Below are 20,178 nucleotides of genomic sequence, written 5' to 3'. Positions count from 1 at the left end.
CGGGGCATTGACCCCTTCCCCGACCTTTCCCGCCGCCGCCATGCCGCCCCGCGCCGGGGGAATCGGCAGGGAAAGGTATTTGCAAAATCCATGGAAAGGCGGGATCCCAGTGGCTTGGCAAATGCATCTTGGGGGCACACACGGGGGCCGCAAGGGGCAGGGGCGGGGCATTGGCCCCTTAACCTGGGCTTCCCGCCACCGCAGAGGAGGTCTGCCAATAAGGTCATCGGAGGGAGACCGCCCTCACATGGGGCAGGGGGGCATCTGATGCACTGCGCCAGAGGCGCAGAGAGAGGGGGTGAGGGGCAAGGATGAGAGCCGCAGAGAGCAAGAAGGGGAGCCGCAGCTCCCCTTCCCGTTGGCGGATGCCGGGGTCAGACGGCTTTGTACTCAAGCTCGACCGAGCCCAGCGCCTTCAGGGTGGACTGGGCCGAATCCCGCTGGCTGATCTGGCCATCCTTGCTCTCCAGCAGCACGGCGCGGCGCACGGTGGCGAGATCCTCGCCACCCAGCACAGCGTGGGCGCAGGCCATCTGCATCGGCGGCAGGCTCGGGTTGAAGGCGGCGTTCTCGGCATAGCGGCCGCAGAAGATGCGCCCGTCCTCGAACTGCAGCGCCACCGCGGCATAGCCCTGGCTATAGGGGGCATAGCTCTGGCGGGCGGCGGTGAGCGCAGCCTGCCACAGGGGGTCGTCGCTCTCGAGTACCAGCTCGTCGTGGGCCTGGGGGCTCATCAGGGCATCGGTGATCTCGAGATCGGCGGGGCCGAAGGAGTGGGGCAGGAAGGATTGCAGCTCGCTGAGATCGTCCGGCAGGGAGACCTTCAGGGTCTTGGCGGTGCTCAGCTCGTTCATGAACTGGCGGCAGTGGCCGCAGGGGGTGTAGTTCACGGTGATCTCGGAGATCCCGGTCTCGCCACCCAGCCAGGCGTTGGAGATGGCGGACTGCTCGGCGTGGACCGAGTGGAACAGCCCCTGGCCCGCGAACTCCATGTTGGCGCCAAAGTACCAGGTGCCGCTCAGGCCGCAGGCGATGGCACCGACGAAGAACCTGGAGATGGGGGCCACCGAGCAGGCGGCCGCCAGCGGCAGCAAGGCCAGACGCAGGGCCCTGTCATCCAGCCCGGTGGCGGCTTTCAGGGTCGCGATCTGGTCCGGGGTGAAACGGGCCTGGAAATCGTCCCCCAGCATGGGCAGCAGGGCGGCCTGGAGCGGGGCGGAAAGGGTCTCGAATGGCTTGGCAAAGCGGGGATGCATACTGTGTCCTCAAAGGCCAATTGGGGGGCCATTGTAGGGAGCAAGCGCGGCGAATTGTGTGAGCGCGCTCACGCCTTGATGGGCAAAGGGGCGGGGATGGTAAAGGAAACGTTTGTCTTTCGCAATCTGTGCGCCAGCTCCCGGCATCAGGGAGGTGAGGGTATCGGATGGAAACGGTGAAAGGGCATAGAGGCCATGGCCGCAGGGGCGGCCATGGCAACGGGGATCAGGTCAGCCAGTGGTAGAGGGCGAACAGCAGGGGGGCGATGGCCGCGGTCAGTACACCGCACACCACCATGGCCAGCGACGAGAAGGCGCCCTGGGTCACTCCCTGCTCGGCGGAGGCGGCGGTACCGATGGCGTGGGCGCAGGCTCCCATGGCGAGCCCCTGGGCCTCGGGGTCGGTGACCCGCATCAGCTTGAGCAGGGGGTAGCCCGCCAGGGCCCCCAGGATCCCCACCACCACCACCACGGCGGCGGCGATGGCGGGAATGCCGCCGAGGGACTGGCTGACGCTCATGGCGAGCGGCGTGGTGATGGACTTGGTGGCGATGGAGGCGAGCAGCGCCGGATCCGCCCCCATCAGGTGGCCGACCCCCAGGGTGGTACAGACCGAGATGAGCACCGCGGTGAGGGTGCAGGCCAGGATGGGTGTGAGCTTGTCGCGGATCTGGCGCGCCTGCTGGTAAAGCGGTAGGGCCAGGGCCACCACGGCGGGTTCCAGCAGGGCGGTCAGGGGCGAAGCCCCCTGCTGGTACTGATCCAGAGGCAGATCGAGCCAGAGCAGCAGGCCGATGATGACGGCGGTGGGGATCAGCACCGGATTGATGACGGGCCAGGGCAGGCGGCGGTAGAGAGCCCGGGTCATGAAATAGAGGGCCAGGGTGAGGGGCAGGGCGAACCAGAGGATCATGGCTTGTTCATCCTTTGATAGAGGTGGCCGACCGCGCCCAGGATGAGCACGATGCCGAGCACGACGCAGAGCATGATGAGACCGAAGGATTGGCGCAGGGGCTCGAGCCAGGCCACCAGGCCCACCGCCACCGGCACGAACAGCACCCCCATGTGGCGCAGCAGCAGGCCGCCCCCCAGCTCGACCCAGGAGAAGCGGACGATCTGCAAGGAGAGCAGCACGAACAGCAGCAGCATGCCGATGATGCTGCCGGGGAAGGCGAAGGGCAGGATGGCCGCCACGGCCTTGCCTGCCAGCAGACAGGCGATGATGACCAGAAAATCACGAAGGTAGCGCAGGGTGCGTTGCAGCAGCACGGGGGGCCTCATCTTGGCAAGTGTGAGCGAGGTCGCAGTTTAACAGGCACGGGGGGGAGGGAACAGGGTCAACTGGCCCGCAGGGGATACAATGGCCCCGGCTTCATCCCCATTCACAAGAAGGAGTTCCCATGTCGACCCCCTCTCTCCTGGCCCGGTTGCGCCAACTGCCCGCCGATCCCGCCCTCCCTGACACCCTGCTGCAAACCCGCCAGTGGGAGGGGCCGCTTTGCCGGGTGAGGCTCGACAACACCGGGAAGCAGTCCGAGGCCGTCCACCACTGGCGGCTGTTTGAGGGGGATCTCGGACTTGCGCCCGACGCGGCCATCTACGGGGAGGGGTTCCAGATGCTGGCCCAGACCGGGGGACGCTGGAACGCCCCCGAGCACCTGGGCCGCTGCCCCGATGCGTCTGTCTATCGCATCACCGCCGACCATGGCTACCACACGGTGCACAACCTGCTGCTGGTGGCGCAGGAGGGGGGCTGGCTGCTGCTGGCCTTTGCGAGCTGCCAGCGCTTTGGCGGGGAATTTCGCCTCCATCCCGACGGGCGCCTCGAGATAGTGATGAACACCGAAGGGCGCACCCTGGCGCCGGGTGCGTACTGGCAGAGCGAGGCGCTGATCTGCCTGGAGGGGCCGGACAGGGAGGCCCTGCTCGCGACGCTGGCGCAGCATATCGCCGCCGAGCACGGCTCCCTGGTGGGGGAGGTGCCCACGCGCCCGAGCGGCTGGTGCTCCTGGTATCACTACTACGCGAACGTGAGCGCGGCGGACATTCGCGAGAACCTGGCGGTGCGGGCCGAGCGTTTCCCGGCCCTGCGCTACGTCCAGATAGATGACGGCTATCAGGCCAGGATGGGGGACTGGCTCACCCCTTCCGCCAAGTTCGAGGAGGGGGTGGCGGCCCTGGCAGGGGAGATCCGCGCCGCCGGTTGCGAGCCTGCGCTCTGGGTCGCCCCCTTTATCGCCGAGCCCGGCTCGCAAGTGTTCCAGCAGCACCCTGACTGGTTCGTGAAAGGGGAGGATGGCCTGCCGCTCCCCTCGGAGCGGGTCACCTACGGGGGCTGGCGCTGCACCCCCTGGTACGTGCTGGATGGCACCCACCCCGAGGTGCAGACGCACCTGGAGCAGGTATTTCGCACCCTGCGTACCCAGTGGGGCATCCACTACTTCAAGCTCGATGCCAACTTCTGGGGGGCCATCCACGGTGGTCGCTTCCACGACCCCGCCGCCACCCGGGTGGAGGCCTATCGGCGCGGCATGGCCGCCATCCTGCGCGGCGCCGGGGAGGGGGCCTTCCTGCTCGGCTGCAATGCACCGCTGTGGCCGAGCCTCGGCCTGGTGCACGGCATGCGGGTGAGCGATGACGTGGAGCGCCAGGGCCCCCGTTTTCGCCAGATAGCGCGAGAAGCCTTCTGCCGCGCCTGGCAGCACGAGCGGCTCTGGGTGCTGGACCCCGACTGCGTCTGCCTGCGGGATATCCCGGGCCAGCACGCCAGCCGCGCCGAGTACGACTTCCACCTGGCCGCCCTGGTGGCGAGCGGTGGCATGGTGCTGGCGGGGGACCGGCTGCAGGATCTGGACGAGGGGCAGGGGGCGCGCCTTGGCAAGCTGCTGGCCCTGTGCGCCGCGCGCACCCCGGCGGCCCGCTTCGAGGGGATGGCATTCGAGCGCGGGCGGGTGGCGCTGCCCGGGGGCGGCGAGCTGCTCTGCCTGTTCAACTGGGGGGAGCACCCCTGCGAGTTCCCGTTGGCGCCGGGGGGCACGGACTTCTGGGACGAGACGCCCCTGGGGAGCACCCTGGTGCTGCAAGGGGGGCAGGGGGCGGTGATCCGCTACCCCTGATGGCGTTGCACTGCAAAAAGGCTCCCTCGGGAGCCTTTTTTATGTGGCGAAATGGTCTCTAGAAGTGCCACTCCATCCCGATGGCGTAATTGGCGGAGCCATAGCCCGGGATCTCGTTGCTGGAGGCGAGCGCCTTGACGGTGAGGCGGGTTGTCAGGGGGATGCCGAGCCCCATGCCGATGGCGATCTCGTCGCTCTGATCCCCCATCATGTCCACCCGCAGGGTGCGATAGAGGGAGAGATCCTGGCTCATCTGGGCATAGATCTGGGACGACTTGTTGTAGAGCTGGCCGAACACCTCCATCTGGAAGCCGTTTTGCGGCGTGATGGCCAGGGGAATGCCGGCGAAGCGGTAGAGATCCGAGTGGTTGAAATAGCTGTTGGTGATTTGCGGGGTGAAGTCGGTCTGCTGGTAGAGGGTGCTGAAATTGCGCTCGATGAGCCGGTAGGTCTGCTCCGGCAGGCGCAAGAGGTAGTCTGGCACCTCGAACCGGGCGCCAGCGAGGGCGGCCTGGGGCAGCAGGGCACAGGCGACGAGTGTCAAAGCAGGCAGAGCTGAACGCATAAAACGAGAGTTCCCCAACAGTCGAAAGCACGGCATCCATGCCGTCAGCGCATCTAAATATTCACACTATCAGGAGCTTGGGCTCCCTGCCCATTATGTCGCGAGCCGGGGAAACGCATCGGTTTTTAACTGTGAAACGGCTCACATCTCACAGATTTTCAAGGTAGTGATAGAGACTCTTTAGAATCGCAAAGTTCCGTTCGTTCCCCTGGTTCTGTTCCGCCAGGGCTTCCAGGCGCGGCACATAATCCGGCAGGCGGCGGCTGAAGTAGTCGCTGCAGTGCAGGCGCCAGCGCTTCTGCTCCGCTTCGCTCAAGGTGTGGGGCCAGTTGCGGGCGCGGTAACGAAACAGCATCTCGGGCAGACGGGGATCCGTGAAGGCAAACTCCCGCTCCCCCAGCAGATCCGCCGGGGTGGCGCGCACCAGATCCATGGTGGACTTGTCGCCGTGGCCGAAGAAACCGGCGTAGAGCTGGGTGTCGGGGTCGCCGTCGGTGCTGCCGGCAAACTCCTGGTTGAATACCTCCACCAGTTTTTCCCGCACCTCGGGGTGGGCCCGCAGCAGATCCAGGCTCTTGCGGCACTGTGCCCGATTGATGCCCAGCTCGTCCGCCCGCTCCGGCGTCAGGGTGGCGGCCGGGGCCAGTACCGGGCACTTGTTGATGTGCACCAGTTTGACCGGAATGCCGGCCAGATCCCCCAGCTCCTCTTTTTTGGTGTAGAGGCGCTCGCGGATCTCCTCGCAGGAGAGCTCGATGAGCGGAGTCGGGTCACGGGTCAGATCCACCATGATCACCGCGTTCTGGTTGGTGGGGTGCCAGGCGAGCGGCGACACCCAGCTTGCGCACCCCTGCCAGGGGGAGAACATGCCGGAGACGTGCACCAGGGGTTTCATGGTCACCACGTCGATGAGGGCCTTCACCTTGTTCTTGTTGCGAAGATCAAAGAGGTACTCGAAGAGCTTGGGCTGGGCTTTTTTCACCAGCCTGGCCATCTCGATGGTGGCCAGCACATCCGAGAGCGCATCGTGGGCGTTGGCGTGGGCCACGCCGTTGGCCACCGTCAGCTTCTCCAGCCGGAAGCTCGGCTTGCCCTCGTCGTCCAGGGCCCACTCTATCCCCTGCGGGCGCAGGGCGTAGCAGGCCCGCAGCATGTCGAGGATGTCCCAGCGGGAGTTGCCGTTCTGCCAGGCGTAGGCATAGGGGTCATAGAAGTTGCGATAGAGGGTGTAGCGGGTCACTTCATCATCGAAGCGGATGCTGTTGTAACCCAGCACGCAGGTGCCCGGGGCGGCGAACTGCTCGTGGATCTGGCGGATGAAGTCCGCCTCGCACAGGCCGTCCTTCATCGCCTTTTGCGGCGTGATGCCGGTGATGAGGCAGGCTTCCGGCTCCGGCAGGTAATCTGCCGGCGGCTTGCAGTAAATCACCAGCGGCTCGCCGATGACGTTGAAATCCGCGTCGGTGCGAATGCCCGCAAACTGCGACGGCCTGTCTTTGGCCGGACTGATGCCGAAGGTCTCGTAGTCGTGGAAATAGAACGTGGGCCCGCTGGCCGGGTGCGCTGATGTGCTCATGTTGCTCGAAAGGAGTATCCGATGACGGCGGCGCCTGGCGCCTGGGTGGGGGTGCCATGCACCGCAATTGCCTGCATGGTAAACCATCGCGCTGGCAGAGCGAAGTCCGGGGCGTTCGCCTGGCGCTTTAATGGGCAGTGGGCGTTGTCCGTGAGCTTGGTCATCCCATCGGTCCGGCTCAGGGCAGGGGAAAGTGAGGGGTCAGGGTATTGAGGTCCAGCAGGGTGAAGTAGCCGCCCTCCTCGGGATACCAGCCGCCGGTGTCGATGTAGTGGACGTTGCCAAGGCGCACCGGCACCCTCACCGGGGTGTGGCCCACCACCAAGGCAGCGAGATCCGCGACCCCGCTCTCGTCCAGCCGTTCGATACGGCGCCTTGACCAGAGGCAGACGTTCTTGATGGCCCGAAGCCGTCCGCCGCTCACCCCGGCATCGAGTTGGTCCAGCAGCCCCTGCCAGGAGGAGAAGGGACAATCGGCGTGAAGCAGCCCGACCGGACCGGCCGTGGTGGCCACCTCGATGGCCAGGGGCAGGCTGCGGTAGTGGACGGCGAACGCCGCCTGCTCGGCAGGGGTCAGCTGCTGAAACCAGCCGCCGCCGTTTCGGATCCAGTTCTCCCGATCGCAGCTCTCGTAACGGCAGACGTAGTCGTCGTGATTGCCGCAGACCGGGTGAAACCAGGGTCTGGCCAGCCAGTGGATCACCTCGCTGCACTCGGGCCCGCGATCCGCCAGATCCCCGACGCTGAAGAGACGGTCCCGGGCGGGATCAAAATCCAGGGTGTCGAGGGCCTGCTGCAACAGGGCGAAGTGGCCGTGGATGTCGCCGACGGCCAGATCGCGCCCCAGGGCGTTTTGGGGGAAGCGTCTTATCAGGGGAGAGGGTGTCATGGCGTCTCCTGCCTCTATCCCGGACGGGGATGTTTTGTCTGCCTGTACATAAGGTTACAGAAGAAAAGTGGCGAGCGGGCTGGGCCTGGTAAATCATAGGATTGCCCCCGTGAACGTGCGGCGTCACGCGCCGCCTGTGGGGGAGTCACTCCGGGAGGGCGCCTTGTCCGCCCGCTTTCGGAGCCTCTCTTTCTCCACGCTTTTTGACAGGAATCTTGAATGCGGCGTCAGCTGTTGATCTGGATAGGCCCCCTGTGCAGCCTGCTGCTGCTGGGGGCGGCCTTGACCGTCCTCTATCATTTGACCCACCTGTGGCACTGGCACGACATCCGCCAGGCCATCTGGTCACAACCCTTGCCGCAGTTGGGGGGCGCCCTGCTGCTCACCCTGCTCAGCTATGGCTGCCTCTGCTGCTATGATCTGCTGGCCCTGAAGGTGCTGGAAAAACGCCTGCCCTGGCAGCAGGTGGGGATGACCTCCTTCATCGCCTACACCTTCTCCAACACCCTGAGCTTTGCGCTGCTCACCGGCTCCTCGGTACGCTACCGGCTCTACTCCTCCCTGGGGCTTGGCACCGGGGAGGTGGCCAGGGTGATCCTCTTTTGCTCCATCACCTTCTTCCTCGGTCTGCTGGGCTGGGGGGGCAGTGCCCTGTTGCTGGGGCAGGGGGCGGCCCTGCTGGTGGACTGGCCCCGCTGGGCGACCGGGCTGTTGCAACTGGCGGGGGGCCTGGCCCTGCTGACGGTGCTGGCATATCTGGTGTGGCCGGGGGCAGCCCTGGTCTGGCGCGGACACCCGCTGTTCCTGCCGCGCATCAGATACCGCCTGCTGCAACTGCTTATCGCCCTGCTCGACTGGATGGCCGCCGCCGCCGTGCTCTATGTGCTGCTGCCATCGGGCAGCGTGCCCTATCCGGTACTGCTCAGTGCCTTCGTGCTCTCCAGCCTGCTCGGGGTGCTGGCCCATGTGCCGGGGGGCATCGGGGTCTTCGAGGCGAGCATGAGCCTGCTGCTCACCCACTATCTGCCGGTGGACAAGCTGCTCGCCTCCCTGCTTATCTACCGCTGCACCTACTACTTCCTGCCCTTCCTCTGTGCCCTGCTGCTGTTCGCAGGTCAGGAGCTGCTGCAACAGCGGGCCCGCCTACACCGGTTGCAGGGAGTGATGATGGCGACCCGGGAGTTTGTGCCCGCCCTGGTGAGCATGGGCACCTTCGCGGCGGGCACCCTGCTGCTCTGCTCCGGGATGATCCCGACCATGAAGGGGCGCATCGAAGCCTTCCTGGAGGTGCTGCCCCTGCACTTGCTGGAGCTCTCCCATGTGCTCGGCAGTGTCAGCGGCGTGTTGCTGCTGTTGCTGGCCCACAGCCTCTACCGCCGTCATGACGGGGCATTCAGGATCACCCAGTGGCTGCTGGGGCTTGGCATGCTGTTCTCCCTGTTCAAGGGGTTTGACTGGGAGTCGGCCCTGCTGCTCGGGGGCTTCTTGCTCATCATCACCCCCTGCCGCCCTCTCTTTTATCGCAAGGGTTCCCTGCTTCACGCCCGCTTCACCCCTTCCTGGCTGATGTCGGTGGGGGCCGTGCTGCTGGGGGCCTTGTGGTTGCTGCTCTTCTCCTACCGCCATGTGGAGTACGACCCCTCCCTCTGGCTGCACGTCTCGGCCCACGGGCCCGGGGCCGCTTCCCGTGCCCTGCGCGCCATGGGGAGCGTCATCGGCGTGCTGGCGGTGGTCGGGGTGGCCCATCTGCTGGCCCCCTTGCGCCTGGCCGCCGGCAAGCCGGATGCCGAGGCGCTCTCCCGTGCCCATGGGCTGGTGATGCGGGCAGGGGGAGGCCACGGCTACCTGGCCCAGCTCGGGGACAAGTCCCTGCTGTTCCACCCCAGCGGCGAGGCCTTCCTCATGTACGGGGCCGAGGGCAGCAGCTGGATAGTGATGGGGGATCCCGTCGGCCAGCCCTCCCTCGTGGAGGAGCTGCTCTGGCAGTTTCGCGAGCGCTGTGACGAGCACGACGTCAGCCCGGTCTTCTACCAGGTGTCGGCCCGCTATCTCCCTGTCTATCTGGATCTCGGGCTCATCCCCTTCAAGCTTGGGGAGGAGGCCATCGTGGATCTGCCGAGCTTCGATCTCGCCGGCAGTCGCCTGCGCAACCTGCGCCAGAGTCACGCCAAGGGCAAGCGGGAAGGGCTGCGCTTCGAGGTGGTGGCCCCCGGTGAGATTGCCGCCTTGCTACCCGAGTTGAAGGGGATCTCCGACAGCTGGCTGCACAGCAAGCAGGGCAGGGAGAAGGGCTTCTCCGTGGGCAGTTTCGATCCTGCCTACCTCACCCTCAACCCGATGGCGCTGGTGCGGCGGGAGGGGCAGATCGTCGGGTTTGCCAACCTCTGGACCAGCGACAACAAGGAGAGCCTCTCCATCGATCTGATGCGCTACAGCCTGGACACAGGGGCGGCGCCGGTCATGGATTTCCTGTTTGTCGAGCTCCTGCTGTGGGGCAAGCAGGAGGGTTATGCCAGCTTCAACCTGGGGATGGCCCCCATGTCAGGCTTCAACGACAACCCCCTCGGCGGTTACTGGGCCCGCCTTGGCAACACCCTGTTCACCCGGGGCAGCCGTTTCTACAACTTCCAGGGATTGCGGCGTTACAAGGAGAAGTTCGGCCCAAGGTGGGAGCCCCGCTACCTGCTCTGTACCGGTCATCTGGTGCTGCCCCGCACCCTGACTCACCTCGTCTCCCTCATCAGTCGCGGCCCCTTCGGGCTCATGAAGAAATAGGAGTTGGCCCATGAGAGCCATGTTGTTGCTGTTGATTTGCTGTTTCGTCTCCTCGTTCACCCTCCCGGCGGTGGCCGCCCAGCCGGGCCGGGTCGGTGCGGATCTGGGGCTGGTGGAGTTGCCGGTGGCGCAAGCTTCGTCTGCCCCCATGGTGGTCTTCATGAGCGGGGATGGCGGCTGGGCGGTGCTGGACAAGGGGCTCAGCGCCCAGTTGCAGGCCCACGGCATGCCGGTGGTGGGCTGGAGCTCGCTTTCCTATTACTGGAAGAAGAAGACGCCGGATCAGGCGACGGCGGATCTGGTGCGCATCCTCACCGAGTACCAGTCCCGCTGGGGACGCCAGCGCTGGCTGCTGGTGGGCTTCTCCTTTGGCGCCGAGATAGTGCCCTTCGTCATCAATCGCCTGCCGCAGGCCTATCGCAATAGCCTGGTGGGGGCCGTGATGCTGTCGCCCTCGACCGCATCGGACTTCGAGATCCACGTCAGCGACATGGTGGTGCACGACAAGGGGGGCCGCTATCCCACCCTGCCGGAGGTGACACGCATCCAGAGTCTGCCGCTGCTCTGCGTGCAGGGGGCGGAGGACGACTCCCCGGTCAAACTCTGTCCGCGCTTGCAGCAGCCGAACGTGACGACGGTGACCCTGCCGGGATCCCACCACTTCGACGACAACTACCAGACCCTGTACCAGCAGATTGCCGGGCACCTGGGCCTGGCCCAATAACGGCGAGAGGCCGGGAAAACGACACAGGGCGGCCAATGGCCGCCCTGTTGCCATGGCCCCTTGCAACTGTCCAGGGGGCCGGCATGCCGGGATCAGAGCAGGTCTTCGAGCTGGTACTTCTTGAGCAGGGTGTTGAAGGTGCCGTCGGCCTTGACGCTCTCGATGGCGGCATCGAAACGGGCCTTGAGCTTGTCATCGTGCTTGCGAAGGGCCACCGCCACCCCTTCTCCCAGGATCTTGTCCTGGGTGCCGTTGAACTGGGGACCGACGAAGGCGAACTGCTTGCCCATCTCCTTGTCGAGGAAGCCCACCTTCAACTGCACCATGTTGCCGAAGGTGTAGTCGGCGCGGCCGGACTGCAGATCCAGCATGGGGGACTGGGCGTTGACGTAGCGCTTGATCTTGGCCACCTCACCGTAGCGGGCGGTGATGAAGTTGTCCTGGGGAGTGCCCTCCTGCACCGCGATCACCTTGCCCTTGAAGTGGGCCGGATCGTCTGCAAAGTCGGCCGCCTTGTCGCTGCGCCCCACGAAGCGGTTCTGCATCATGTAGTAGACCTGGCTGAAGTCCACTTTCTGGCGCCGCTCGTCCGTGATGTTCATGGAGGACATGATGGCGTCGTACTTGCGCACTTGCAGGCCCGGCAGCAGGGCATCCCAGGGCTGGTTGATCACCTCGCACTCGGTCTTCATGGCCGCGCACAGGGCATAGGCCAGATCGACCTCGAAGCCGCCGAGCTTGCCGTTGCTGTCGACCATCTCGAAGGGGGGATAGGTGGCATCGGTGGCGATCACCAGGGGTTTGGCGGCGGCCTGGCCGGCGGTGGCCAGGGCCATCAGCATCATCAGTGTGTTGAGTTTCATGGTCAGTCCCTTGAAGTGTGGTGTCATTCCTAGCGTGCTAAAGGGTGCCGGCCTCAAGGGCCGACGGCTATCTTGCGATGGGTGAGGGCCGGCAACTGGCAGCGCACCGTGCGCTGTGCCGCCAGATCCAGGGTGGCGATGGCCATGCCCTGACCCTCCTCTACCTGGGCCAGTATCCGGCCCCAGGGATCGATGATCATGCTGTGGCCGAAGGTGCGCCGCCCACCGGGGTGGTGTCCCCCCTGGGCACTGGCGAACACGAAGGCCAGGTTCTCTACCGCACGTGCCCGCAGCAGCAGCGCCCAGTGCGCGAGCCCGGTGGTGTGGGTGAAGGCCGCGGGCAGGGCGATGAAATCGGGGGCGGGCCCCAGGCGAAACAGCTCCGGGAAGCGCAGGTCGTAGCAGATCCCGAGGTGCAGCACGCCCCAGGGCAGGGGATGGCTCACCACCTCCCGGCCCGGGGTCATGGTCGCGGCCTCGTCATACTGCTCTTGCCCGGTGCAAAAGCCAAACAGGTGCAGCTTGTCGTAGCGGCTTGCGAGCTGCCCTTGGGGGTCGATGAGCAGGCTGCTGTTGTGCATCTTGCCGGGCTCGTGGCTGGCAAGCGGCAATGTGCCGGCCAGGATCCAGACGCCGAGCTCCCGGGCCAGCCTCTGTACCCAGGCCAGCAGGGGGTGATCGCCAGCGGGGGCGGCCAGGGCCACCCGCGCCCGCTCATCAACCGGCATCAGGTAGAAGTATTCGGGCAGCAGGGCCAGTTCTGCCCCCTCGGCCGCGGCCTGACGCAGCAGCGCCTCGGCCTGGGTCAGGTTGTGGTCAAGGTCATCCCCGGAGACCATCTGGAGGACGGCAACGCGCAGTGAATCCATGGTGCCCCCTAGACGCCGCACAGGCGCTCGGCGCCCGCCAGCAGGGTGTCGTCATCCTTGGAGAAGGAGAGGCGGATGACCCGCTGATCCGTGCCGTCGTGATAGAAGGCGGAGACCGGAATGGTGGCGACCCCGTGATCGCGGATGAGCCGCTGCACGAAGAGGCTGTCGGGCTCGTCGCTTACCCGCTCGTAGCTTGCCAGCATGAAGAAGCTGCCCGCCGAGGGGAGCAGGGTCAGGCGCGAACCGGCCAGGGCCGTGGCGAGCAGGTCGCGCTTGCGCTGGTAGAAGGCTGCCAGCCCCTGATAGTGGGCCGGTTGCTGCAACAGGTGGGCGAAGCCGTACTGCATGGGGGTGTCGGCGGCGAACATGGCGAACTGGTGCACCTTGCGGATCTCCTCCATCAGGGGACGGGGAGCCACGCAGTAGCCCACCCGCCAGCCGGTGACGTGGAAGGTCTTGCCGAAGGAGAAGACGGCGACGGAGCGCTCCACCAGCTCCGGATAGCGGATGACGCTCTGGTGCAGGGCACCGTCGAACACCACGTGCTCGTACACCTCGTCCGAGAGGAGCAGGATGTCGGTGCCGCGCACCAGGCGGACGAGGCGCTCCTGATCCCCTGCCTGCCAGACGGTGCCGGTGGGGTTGTGGGGGGTGTTGAGCACTATCATGCGGGTGCGGGGGGTGATGCGGGCGGCCACCTCGTCCCAGGGAATGGCGAAATCCGGCGCCTTGAGGGCGATCACCACAGGGGTGGCTCCCTGCAACTGGATCATGGGGCGGTAGCTGTCAAACGCCGGCTCGAACATGATCACCTCGTCGCCGGGGTGAACCAGGGCGGTGATGGCGCAGAACAGGGCTTCGCTGGCGCTGGCGGTGATGGTGATCTCCTCGCCCGCGTCATAGTGATGGCCGTAGCTGGCTGCAATCTTGGCCGCCAGTTGTTCGCGCAGGGCAGGCAGCCCCGTCATGGGGGCGTACTGGTTTTCACCGGCCAGCATGGCCTCGTGGGTCACCCGGATGAGCTCGGGATCGCAGGGGAAGCTCGGCGCCCCCTGGGAGAGGTTGATGCTGGGATGGCGGGCGGCCAGATCCCCGATCACGGTGAAGATGGTGGTGCCCACCTGGGGCAGTTTGCTGGAAACCTGGGGGATGGACATGGCGCCGTCACCTGCGTGTGTGAAAGAGGTCCCTTTTTAGCCCCCCCAAGGCTTGCCGGACAACGGATTATTCGGCATGGTATGCATGAGTTTTTCTCAAGCATGGAGGCTTGTCATGTTGTCCACCCAGCCGCGTACTCAGTTGCCTCTCTATGGCCTGCAGGTCTTCGAGTGTTCTGCCCGCCACCTGAGTTTTACCCTGGCCGCCGACGAGCTGTGCGTGAGCCAGGGGGCGGTGAGCAAGCAGATCGCCCAGCTGGAGGCGCGCCTGGGCCACCTGCTGTTCGTGCGTGGCACCCGTTGTCTCACCTTGACCCCCGCCGCCGAGCGGCTGCTCCCTTTCGTTCGTGAAGGGCTGGCCCGCATGGGGGAGGGGCTCAGCGCCTTGCAGGCCCTGCCCCACGAGCAGGCGATCAGCATCAAGGTGCCCTCCTGCGCCAGCCGCTGGCTGCTGCGGCGGTTGCAGGCGTTCGAGGGGGAGGCGGTGGAGGTGCGTGGCAGCCACAGCCATGGCATCGACTTCTCCCGGGAGCCCTTCGATCTCGCCATCGTCTACCAGCCCTGTCTGGGGCGTTATCCCCACAGCCTGCCCCTGTTTCGGGAACGGCTGACCCCGGTCTGCGCCCCGGCGTTTGCTGCCAAGCATCGTCTGTTCGAGCGCGACCTGAACGAGCTGCCCCTGCTGCCCCTCATCCATGCCAGCGCCGATAGGCGGGACTGGCGCAACTGGTTTGCCGCCTTCCTCGACATCCCCTGGCAGCCCCAGGGGGGGCAGCTGTTCGATACCCTGGACTTGGCGATGAATGCCGCCTTGCAGGGGTTTGGCCTCTCTCTCGGGGATCCCACCATAGTGGCCGAGGAGCTGGAGAGCGGCGCCCTGGTCGCCCCCTTTGCTCCCGTGCTGGAGACGGATCACGAATACGCCCTGCTCGCCCGGCCCGACAGCCGGCGCCACGGGGTGCAGCGGGTCTGTCACTGGCTGCTGGAGGGGGAGGAGGGTCATCCCTGAGGGGACGCGAAATGAAACAGCCCCGCGGGCGGGGCTGTTGTCAGGTGAATACCATCTCCATACAGTCATGGTGATGGCCGCTGGCCGATTAAAGGGTCACTGGCAGATCTTGTAGTAGACCTCGTTCCAGCGCAGTTGCTCCTTGAGCGCGGGGATGCGGGTGTGCTCGTCGATGACCACAAACTCGATGCCCATGATGTCGGCGAAGGTGCGCAGCTGCTCGATGTCCACCGCCTGGGTGAACACCGAGTGGTGGGCGGCGCCCGCCAGGATCCAGGCCTCGGCGCTGGTCTGCAGGTCCGGCAGGGGTTTCCACAGGGCGCTGGCCACCGGGAGTTTCGGCATGGCCTCTGGCAGGTCCACCACGTCGAGCTGATTGACCACCAGACGGAAGCGGTTGCCGAGATCGATGAGGCTGGCGTTGACCGCCTTGCCCGCCGGGGCCGCGAACAGCAGGCGGGCCGGATCGGCCTTCTTGCCTATGCCTAAATGCTGGGCGTCCAGCACGGGTTTGCCTGCGGCGATGGAGGGGCAGACTTCCAGCATGTGGGCTCCCAGCACCAGGTTGTTGCCCGCTTCCAGATGGTAGGTGTAGTCCTCCATGAAGGAGGCGCCCCCCGCAAGGCCTGCACCCATCACTTTCAGGGTGCGCAAGAGGGCCGCGGTCTTCCAGTCCCCTTCTGCCCCAAAACCGAAGCCTTGCTCCATCAGGCGCTGGCAGGCGAGGCCCGGCAGCTGGTGCAGACCATAGAGATCTTCGAAGGTGGTGGTGAAAGCGCCAAAGCCGCCGTCGGTGAGGAACTTCTTCATCCCCAGCTCCTGGCGCGCCGCCTCATACAGGGAGGCACGAAGCCCCCCGCCCGCCTGCACCGCCTCGGTCAGGGTGTAGGTCGCCTCATACTCGGCCAGCAGCGCCTCGATGTCGCTGTCGGGCACGGCATCGATCACCTTGACCAGATCGCCGACCGGGTGGTAGTTCACCTGATAGCCGAACTGGATCTGGGCCTCAATCTTGTCGCCCTCGGTGACCGCCACGTTGCGCATGTTGTCGCCAAAACGGGCGATCTTGAGGTGGCGGCTGTCGTGGATGGCGGCGGCGATGCGCATCCAGTTGCCAATCTTCTGTCTGGCCTCTTCATCCTGCCAGTGACCCACCACCACGGTGCGTGGCAGCCGCAGGCGGGCCCCCATGAAGCCGAACTCGCGTCCGCCGTGGGCGGTCTGGTTCAGGTTCATGAAGTCCATGTCGATCTCGCTCCAGGGGAGATCCCGGTTGAACTGGGTGTGGAACTGCAGCAGGGGCTTTTGCAACTGGCTCAGCGCCGGGATCCACATCTTGGCGGGGGAGAAGGTGTGCATCCACACCATGAGCCCGGCGCAGCGCTCGTCGTGGTTGGCATCCCGGGCCACCGCGCTGATTTCATCCAGGGTGGTGCCGGTGGGTTTGAGCACTATCTTGAGGGGCAGGTTCGCCCCCTCGTTGAGCTGGCTGGCGATGGTGTGGGCGTGATCGGCCACCTGCTTCAATGTGGTGGCGCCATACAGGTGCTGGCTGCCGACCAGGAACCACACTTCCAGCTGTTTCATCAATTCCATGAGTTTGTCCTCTTTTAGGCTTTTGTCTGGCCGTAATAGGCGTGTTTGCCATGCTTGCGCTGGTAGTGCTTCTCCAGCAGGTAATCGGGCAGGGGGCGGGCCCCCGGGTTGATCTGGCCGGTGAGCCAGGCCATGCGGGCCACCTCTTCCAGCACCACGGCGTTGTGTACTGCATCCTCGGCGCTCTTGCCCCAGCTGAAGGGGCCGTGGTTGGCCACCAGTACCCCCGGCATGGTGAGGATGGGGGTCTGCTTGAGGGTTTCGACGATGAGATGACCGGTCAGCCCCTCGTAGTCCTCCTCCACTTCGCCCGGGGTGAGCAGGCGGGAGCAGGGGATCTCGCCGTGGAAGTAGTCGGCCTGGGTGGTGCCGAAAATGGGGATGGGGCGCCCCGCCTGGGCCCAGGCGGTGGCATGGGTGGAGTGGGTGTGCACCACGCCGCCAAGCTCCGGATAGGCGCGATAGAGCACCAGGTGGGTGGCGGTGTCGGAGGAGGGGCGCAAGGCGCCCTCAACCTGCTTGCCCGCCAGATCCAGCACCACCATGTCCTCGACCCGCATCCGCTCGTAGCTGACGCCGCTTGGCTTTATCACCACCAGATTGCGCTCTCGGTCGATGCCGCTCACGTTGCCCCAGGTGAAGGTCACCAGGCCATGGCGCGGCAGATCCAGATTGGCGGCGAGCACCTGCTCCTTGAGGATCTTGAAGTTCATGCCGGCACCCCCCGGTTGTAGAGCGGTTCGGCGGCGGCGCCCCAGGCGAGGTAGCGCTGGTAGAGGCGCTCGTATTCGGCGACCCGCTCGGGGTGTGGCTGGTGGGTGCGCTCCACGGCGCTCGCCATGTGGTGCTGGGCCTTGGCCACATCGGGATGGATCCCGGCCGCCACGGCGGCAAAGATGGCCGCCCCCAGGGCGCAGCACTGATCCGAGGCCACCACCTGGATAGGCCTGTTCATCACGTCGGCGCAGGTCTGCATCACAGTGGTGGACTTGCGGGCGATGCCGCCAAGGGCGATCACCTGCTCCACCGGCACCTGTTGACTGGTCATGCACTCCATGATGCTGCGGGCGCCGAAGGCGGTGGAGGCCACCAGGGCGCCGAAGAGATCGGGGGCATCGGTGCCGAGGTTGATCCCCGTGAGGGTGCCCTGCAGGCGCTGGTTGGCATAGGGGGTGCGCCGGCCGTTGAACCAGTCGAGCACCACCGGGAGGTGCGCCAGGTCGCGCTGCTGATCCCAGGCGGCGGCAAGGCTGGGTAACAGGGCCTGCTTGTGGCGCTCGATGGCGGTGCGAAGCTCCGGATACTGGGCGGCGAGGCTGTCCAGGGGCCAGCCGAGCTGGCGCTGATACCAGGCATAGATGTCACCGAACGCCGACTGTCCCGCCTCCAGCCCCACCATGCCCGGCACCACGCTGCCATCCACCTGGCCGCAGATCCCGGCAATGGCCCGATCACCGATGGTGGCCTCGTCTGCGATCAAGATGTCGCAGGTGGAGGTGCCTATCACCTTCACCAGGGCATTGTTGCCGGCCCCGGCCCCCACCGCCCCCATGTGGCAGTCAAAGGCGCCGCCGGCAATCACCACCTCGCAGGAGAGGTGCAGCCGCTCCGCCCACTCCGGGGTCAGGGTGCCGACCGGGAGATCGGCGGTCCAGCTGTCGGTAAAGAGGGGGAAGTCGAGATCCTCCGTCAGCAGGGGATCCAGGGCATTGAGGAAGTCGGCGGGGGGCAGGCCGCCCCAGCTCGGGTGCCAGAGGGACTTGTGGCCGGCGGCACAGCGCCCGCGCTTGAGGGTGGCCGGGGCCTGGGTGCCGCTCAGGATGGCGGGTACCCAGTCACACAGCTCGACCCAGTTGCAGGCGGCGGCGCGCACGGCGGCATCGGCTCGGGAGACGTGCAGGATCTTGGCCCAGAACCACTCGGAGGAGTAAATGCCGCCGATGTAGCGGCTGTAGTCGGGGAACTGGCCGCCGTGGCACTGGGCGGTGATGGCCTCCGCCTCCTCGATGGCGGTGTGATCCTTCCACAGCACGAACATGGCGTTGGGGTTGTCTGCAAACTCCGGACGCAGGGCCAGCACGCGCCCCTCTCTGTCGATGGGGGCGGGGGTGGAGCCGGTGCTGTCCACCCCGATGCCGCGTACGGCGGTGCGCTGACTCGGCGTGAGCTGGCTCACTACCGCCACCACCGCCTGCTCCATGGACTCCAGATAGTCGAGGGGGTGGTGGCGGAACTGGTTGTTGACCGGTTGGCAGTAGTGGCCAGCCTGCCAGCGCGGGTAATAGACGACATGGGTCGCCAGCTCGGCGCCGTCCTGGCAGCGCACGGCGAGTGCCCTGACCGAGTCGCTGCCGAAATCGAGTCCGATGACGATGTGCTCAGACATAAGTGCTCCTGACCATCAATGAGGGGTGACTGGTGGGAACCATAGGAGATGGGCAGGAGGGGCGGTTAGCCATTGGCTGCTGGAAATATGGATTTTAACGCTGTCAGCGCGACAGGGTGACGGCTCTCTAAAATTCAATATGTGACGAAATTGCTAATTATATAGACGAAATGGCTGCAATCTCATGGCGTGATCCTGCTCTCCATTTTTAATTGTGAAAACGATTACAACTTGGTTCGCTCAACCAGCAACAACAATAACGTCCTGTTTAAGCATGTTTTTATATGGCTGCAACTTGATTGACTCAACGAGCAGCACTGCGTGGATACATGGATTGATAGAACCGTTGGAGACATTCGCATGAACAAAATCGTTAACAGCATGATCGCGATGGGGTTCGCCCTTGGTATGGCAAATTCTGCTTTCTCGGCCGAAGCGCTGAAGCTGGGCTACCTGGTCAAGCAGCCCGAGGAGCCCTGGTTCCAGACCGAGTGGAACTTCGCCGACAAGGCGGGCAAGGATCTGGGCTTCGAGGTGATCAAGATAGCCGTCCCCGACGGGGAGAAGACCCTCAATGCCATCGACAGTCTGGCGGCGAATGGCGCCAAGGGCTTCGTCATCTGTACTCCGGATCCCAAACTCGGTGCCGCCATCATGGCCAAGGCCAACAGCATGGATCTGAAGGTCATCACGGTGGATGACCAGTTCGTCAACGCCAAGGGCCAGCCCATGGAGCAGGTGCCGCTGGTGATGATGGCCGCCACCAAGATTGGCGAGCGTCAGGGGCAGGAGCTCTACAAGGAGATGCAAAAGCGCCAGTGGGACGTAAAGGCGACCGGGGTGCTCGCCATCACCGCCGACGAGCTCGATACCGCCCGTCGCCGGGTCGAGGGCTCCTTGAGCGCGCTCAAGGCTGCCGGTTTCCCCGAGGGCCAGATCTTCCGCGCGCCCACCAAGAGCAACGACATTCCGGGGGCGCTGGATGCCGCCAACTCCATGCTGGTGCAACACCCCGAGGTCAAGAACTGGCTCATCGTCGGCATGAATGACAACACGGTGCTCGGCGGCGTGCGCGCCACCGAAGGGCAGGGCTTCAAGGCGGAGAACGTCATCGGCATCGGCATCAACGGGGTGGATGCGGTGAACGAGCTCTCCAAGTCCAGCGCCACCGGCTTCCTCGGCTCCCTGCTGCCCAGCCCGGACGTACACGGCTACAAGAGCATCCAGATGCTCCATGACTGGGTCGTCAACGGCGCCGAGCCTGCCAAGTTCACCGAGGTGACCGACGTGGTGCTCATCACCCGCGACAACTTCAAGGCCGAGCTGCAAAAGAAAGGGCTGTGATCCCCCTCCCTTGATACCCATGCCGGCATGGCGGAGTGCGCCGTGCCGGC

The 20,178-nt window shown here is 65.5% G+C and carries 18 protein-coding genes; 5 read left to right on the top strand and 13 right to left on the bottom strand.

From position 1 onward, the window contains the following. Positions 1-374: 374 nt before the first annotated feature. From cdd to C2U30_RS04570, 3 genes are all read right to left on the bottom strand, one after another. Positions 375-1,256, bottom strand: a complete 882-nt coding sequence (cdd, locus tag C2U30_RS04580) for a cytidine deaminase (protein WP_103243264.1) — start codon at positions 1,254-1,256, stop codon at positions 375-377. A 226-nt stretch (positions 1,257-1,482) separates the two neighbouring features. Beyond that, positions 1,483-2,169, bottom strand: a complete 687-nt coding sequence (locus C2U30_RS04575) for an LrgB family protein (RefSeq protein ID WP_041212945.1) — start codon at positions 2,167-2,169, stop codon at positions 1,483-1,485. Beyond that, complete coding sequence (locus C2U30_RS04570; protein ID WP_010674461.1) at positions 2,166-2,525, bottom strand: CidA/LrgA family protein; 360 nt, start codon at positions 2,523-2,525, stop codon at positions 2,166-2,168. Before C2U30_RS04570 ends, C2U30_RS04575 begins: the two co-directional genes overlap by 4 nt. 131 nt (positions 2,526-2,656) lie before the next feature. Between C2U30_RS04570 and C2U30_RS04565 the strand changes: the two genes are divergently transcribed. After that, complete coding sequence (locus tag C2U30_RS04565) at positions 2,657-4,372, top strand: glycoside hydrolase family 36 protein (RefSeq protein WP_103243263.1); 1,716 nt, start codon at positions 2,657-2,659, stop codon at positions 4,370-4,372. A gap of 58 nt (positions 4,373-4,430) precedes the next feature. On the opposite strand, the gene C2U30_RS04560 is transcribed toward C2U30_RS04565, so the two are convergent. The 4 genes from C2U30_RS04560 to C2U30_RS04550 all read right to left on the bottom strand — a co-directional run bounded on the left by C2U30_RS04560 (position 4,431) and on the right by C2U30_RS04550 (position 7,402). Then, on the bottom strand, positions 4,431-4,937 hold the full coding sequence (locus tag C2U30_RS04560) for a hypothetical protein (RefSeq protein ID WP_039038881.1): 507 nt from the start codon (positions 4,935-4,937) through the stop codon (positions 4,431-4,433). Positions 4,938-5,085: 148 nt separating this feature from the next. Beyond that, positions 5,086-6,513 (bottom strand): exodeoxyribonuclease I, encoded by a 1,428-nt coding sequence (gene sbcB, locus C2U30_RS04555; protein WP_199767344.1) that lies wholly within the window; start codon positions 6,511-6,513, stop codon positions 5,086-5,088. Then, positions 6,510-6,677, bottom strand: a complete 168-nt coding sequence (locus C2U30_RS22760; protein ID WP_199767343.1) for a hypothetical protein — start codon at positions 6,675-6,677, stop codon at positions 6,510-6,512. Before C2U30_RS22760 ends, sbcB begins: the two co-directional genes overlap by 4 nt. A gap of 14 nt (positions 6,678-6,691) precedes the next feature. Continuing rightward, on the bottom strand, positions 6,692-7,402 hold the full coding sequence (locus C2U30_RS04550; protein WP_103243261.1) for a metallophosphoesterase: 711 nt from the start codon (positions 7,400-7,402) through the stop codon (positions 6,692-6,694). A 219-nt stretch (positions 7,403-7,621) separates the two neighbouring features. On the opposite strand from C2U30_RS04550, the gene mprF reads away from it, so the two are divergent. Then, positions 7,622-10,177, top strand: coding sequence for a bifunctional lysylphosphatidylglycerol flippase/synthetase MprF (gene mprF, locus C2U30_RS04545; protein ID WP_103243260.1), 2,556 nt, complete (start codon positions 7,622-7,624; stop codon positions 10,175-10,177). A 10-nt stretch (positions 10,178-10,187) separates the two neighbouring features. Beyond that, on the top strand, positions 10,188-10,901 hold the full coding sequence (locus C2U30_RS04540; RefSeq protein ID WP_045524695.1) for an AcvB/VirJ family lysyl-phosphatidylglycerol hydrolase: 714 nt from the start codon (positions 10,188-10,190) through the stop codon (positions 10,899-10,901). Between the two features lie 92 nt (positions 10,902-10,993). Here the strand turns inward: C2U30_RS04540 and C2U30_RS04535 are convergent, their stop codons facing one another. The 3 genes from C2U30_RS04535 to C2U30_RS04525 are packed head-to-tail and all read right to left on the bottom strand — an operon-like array spanning position 10,994 to position 13,793. Continuing rightward, entirely contained in the window at positions 10,994-11,764 is a 771-nt protein-coding gene (locus tag C2U30_RS04535; protein WP_045524696.1) for an ABC transporter substrate-binding protein, read from the bottom strand. A 53-nt stretch (positions 11,765-11,817) separates the two neighbouring features. After that, entirely contained in the window at positions 11,818-12,633 is an 816-nt protein-coding gene (locus C2U30_RS04530; protein ID WP_103244649.1) for a carbon-nitrogen hydrolase family protein, read from the bottom strand. An 8-nt stretch (positions 12,634-12,641) separates the two neighbouring features. Beyond that, complete coding sequence (locus C2U30_RS04525; protein ID WP_045524700.1) at positions 12,642-13,793, bottom strand: methionine aminotransferase; 1,152 nt, start codon at positions 13,791-13,793, stop codon at positions 12,642-12,644. A gap of 115 nt (positions 13,794-13,908) precedes the next feature. On the opposite strand from C2U30_RS04525, the gene C2U30_RS04520 reads away from it, so the two are divergent. After that, positions 13,909-14,802 carry a LysR family transcriptional regulator gene (locus C2U30_RS04520; protein WP_045524702.1) on the top strand — a complete coding sequence of 298 codons (894 nt, stop codon included), beginning with the start codon at positions 13,909-13,911 and terminating at the stop codon, positions 14,800-14,802. A 96-nt stretch (positions 14,803-14,898) separates the two neighbouring features. Here C2U30_RS04520 and araA read toward each other — a convergent pair whose 3' ends face one another. From araA to C2U30_RS04505, 3 genes are read right to left on the bottom strand one after another with little or no spacing between them, the layout of a single operon-like run. Continuing rightward, positions 14,899-16,398 (bottom strand): L-arabinose isomerase, encoded by a 1,500-nt coding sequence (gene araA, locus C2U30_RS04515; protein WP_103243259.1) that lies wholly within the window; start codon positions 16,396-16,398, stop codon positions 14,899-14,901. A gap of 14 nt (positions 16,399-16,412) precedes the next feature. Continuing rightward, positions 16,413-17,111, bottom strand: coding sequence for an L-ribulose-5-phosphate 4-epimerase (locus C2U30_RS04510; protein ID WP_045524707.1), 699 nt, complete (start codon positions 17,109-17,111; stop codon positions 16,413-16,415). Continuing rightward, the gene (locus C2U30_RS04505) at positions 17,108-18,784 is read right to left on the bottom strand and encodes a ribulokinase (protein ID WP_045524709.1); all 1,677 of its coding nucleotides are present in this window, start codon (positions 18,782-18,784) and stop codon (positions 17,108-17,110) included. Before C2U30_RS04505 ends, C2U30_RS04510 begins: the two co-directional genes overlap by 4 nt. A gap of 360 nt (positions 18,785-19,144) precedes the next feature. On the opposite strand from C2U30_RS04505, the gene C2U30_RS04500 reads away from it, so the two are divergent. Then, complete coding sequence (locus tag C2U30_RS04500) at positions 19,145-20,128, top strand: arabinose ABC transporter substrate-binding protein (protein ID WP_103243258.1); 984 nt, start codon at positions 19,145-19,147, stop codon at positions 20,126-20,128. Positions 20,129-20,178 lie beyond the last annotated feature (50 nt).

Source organism: Aeromonas sp. ASNIH5, assembly GCF_002902865.1.
GTDB lineage: Bacteria > Pseudomonadota > Gammaproteobacteria > Enterobacterales > Aeromonadaceae > Aeromonas > Aeromonas caviae.
The sequence above is the reverse complement of the archived record's forward strand: the minus strand, read 5'-3'. Positions and strand labels throughout refer to the sequence as shown.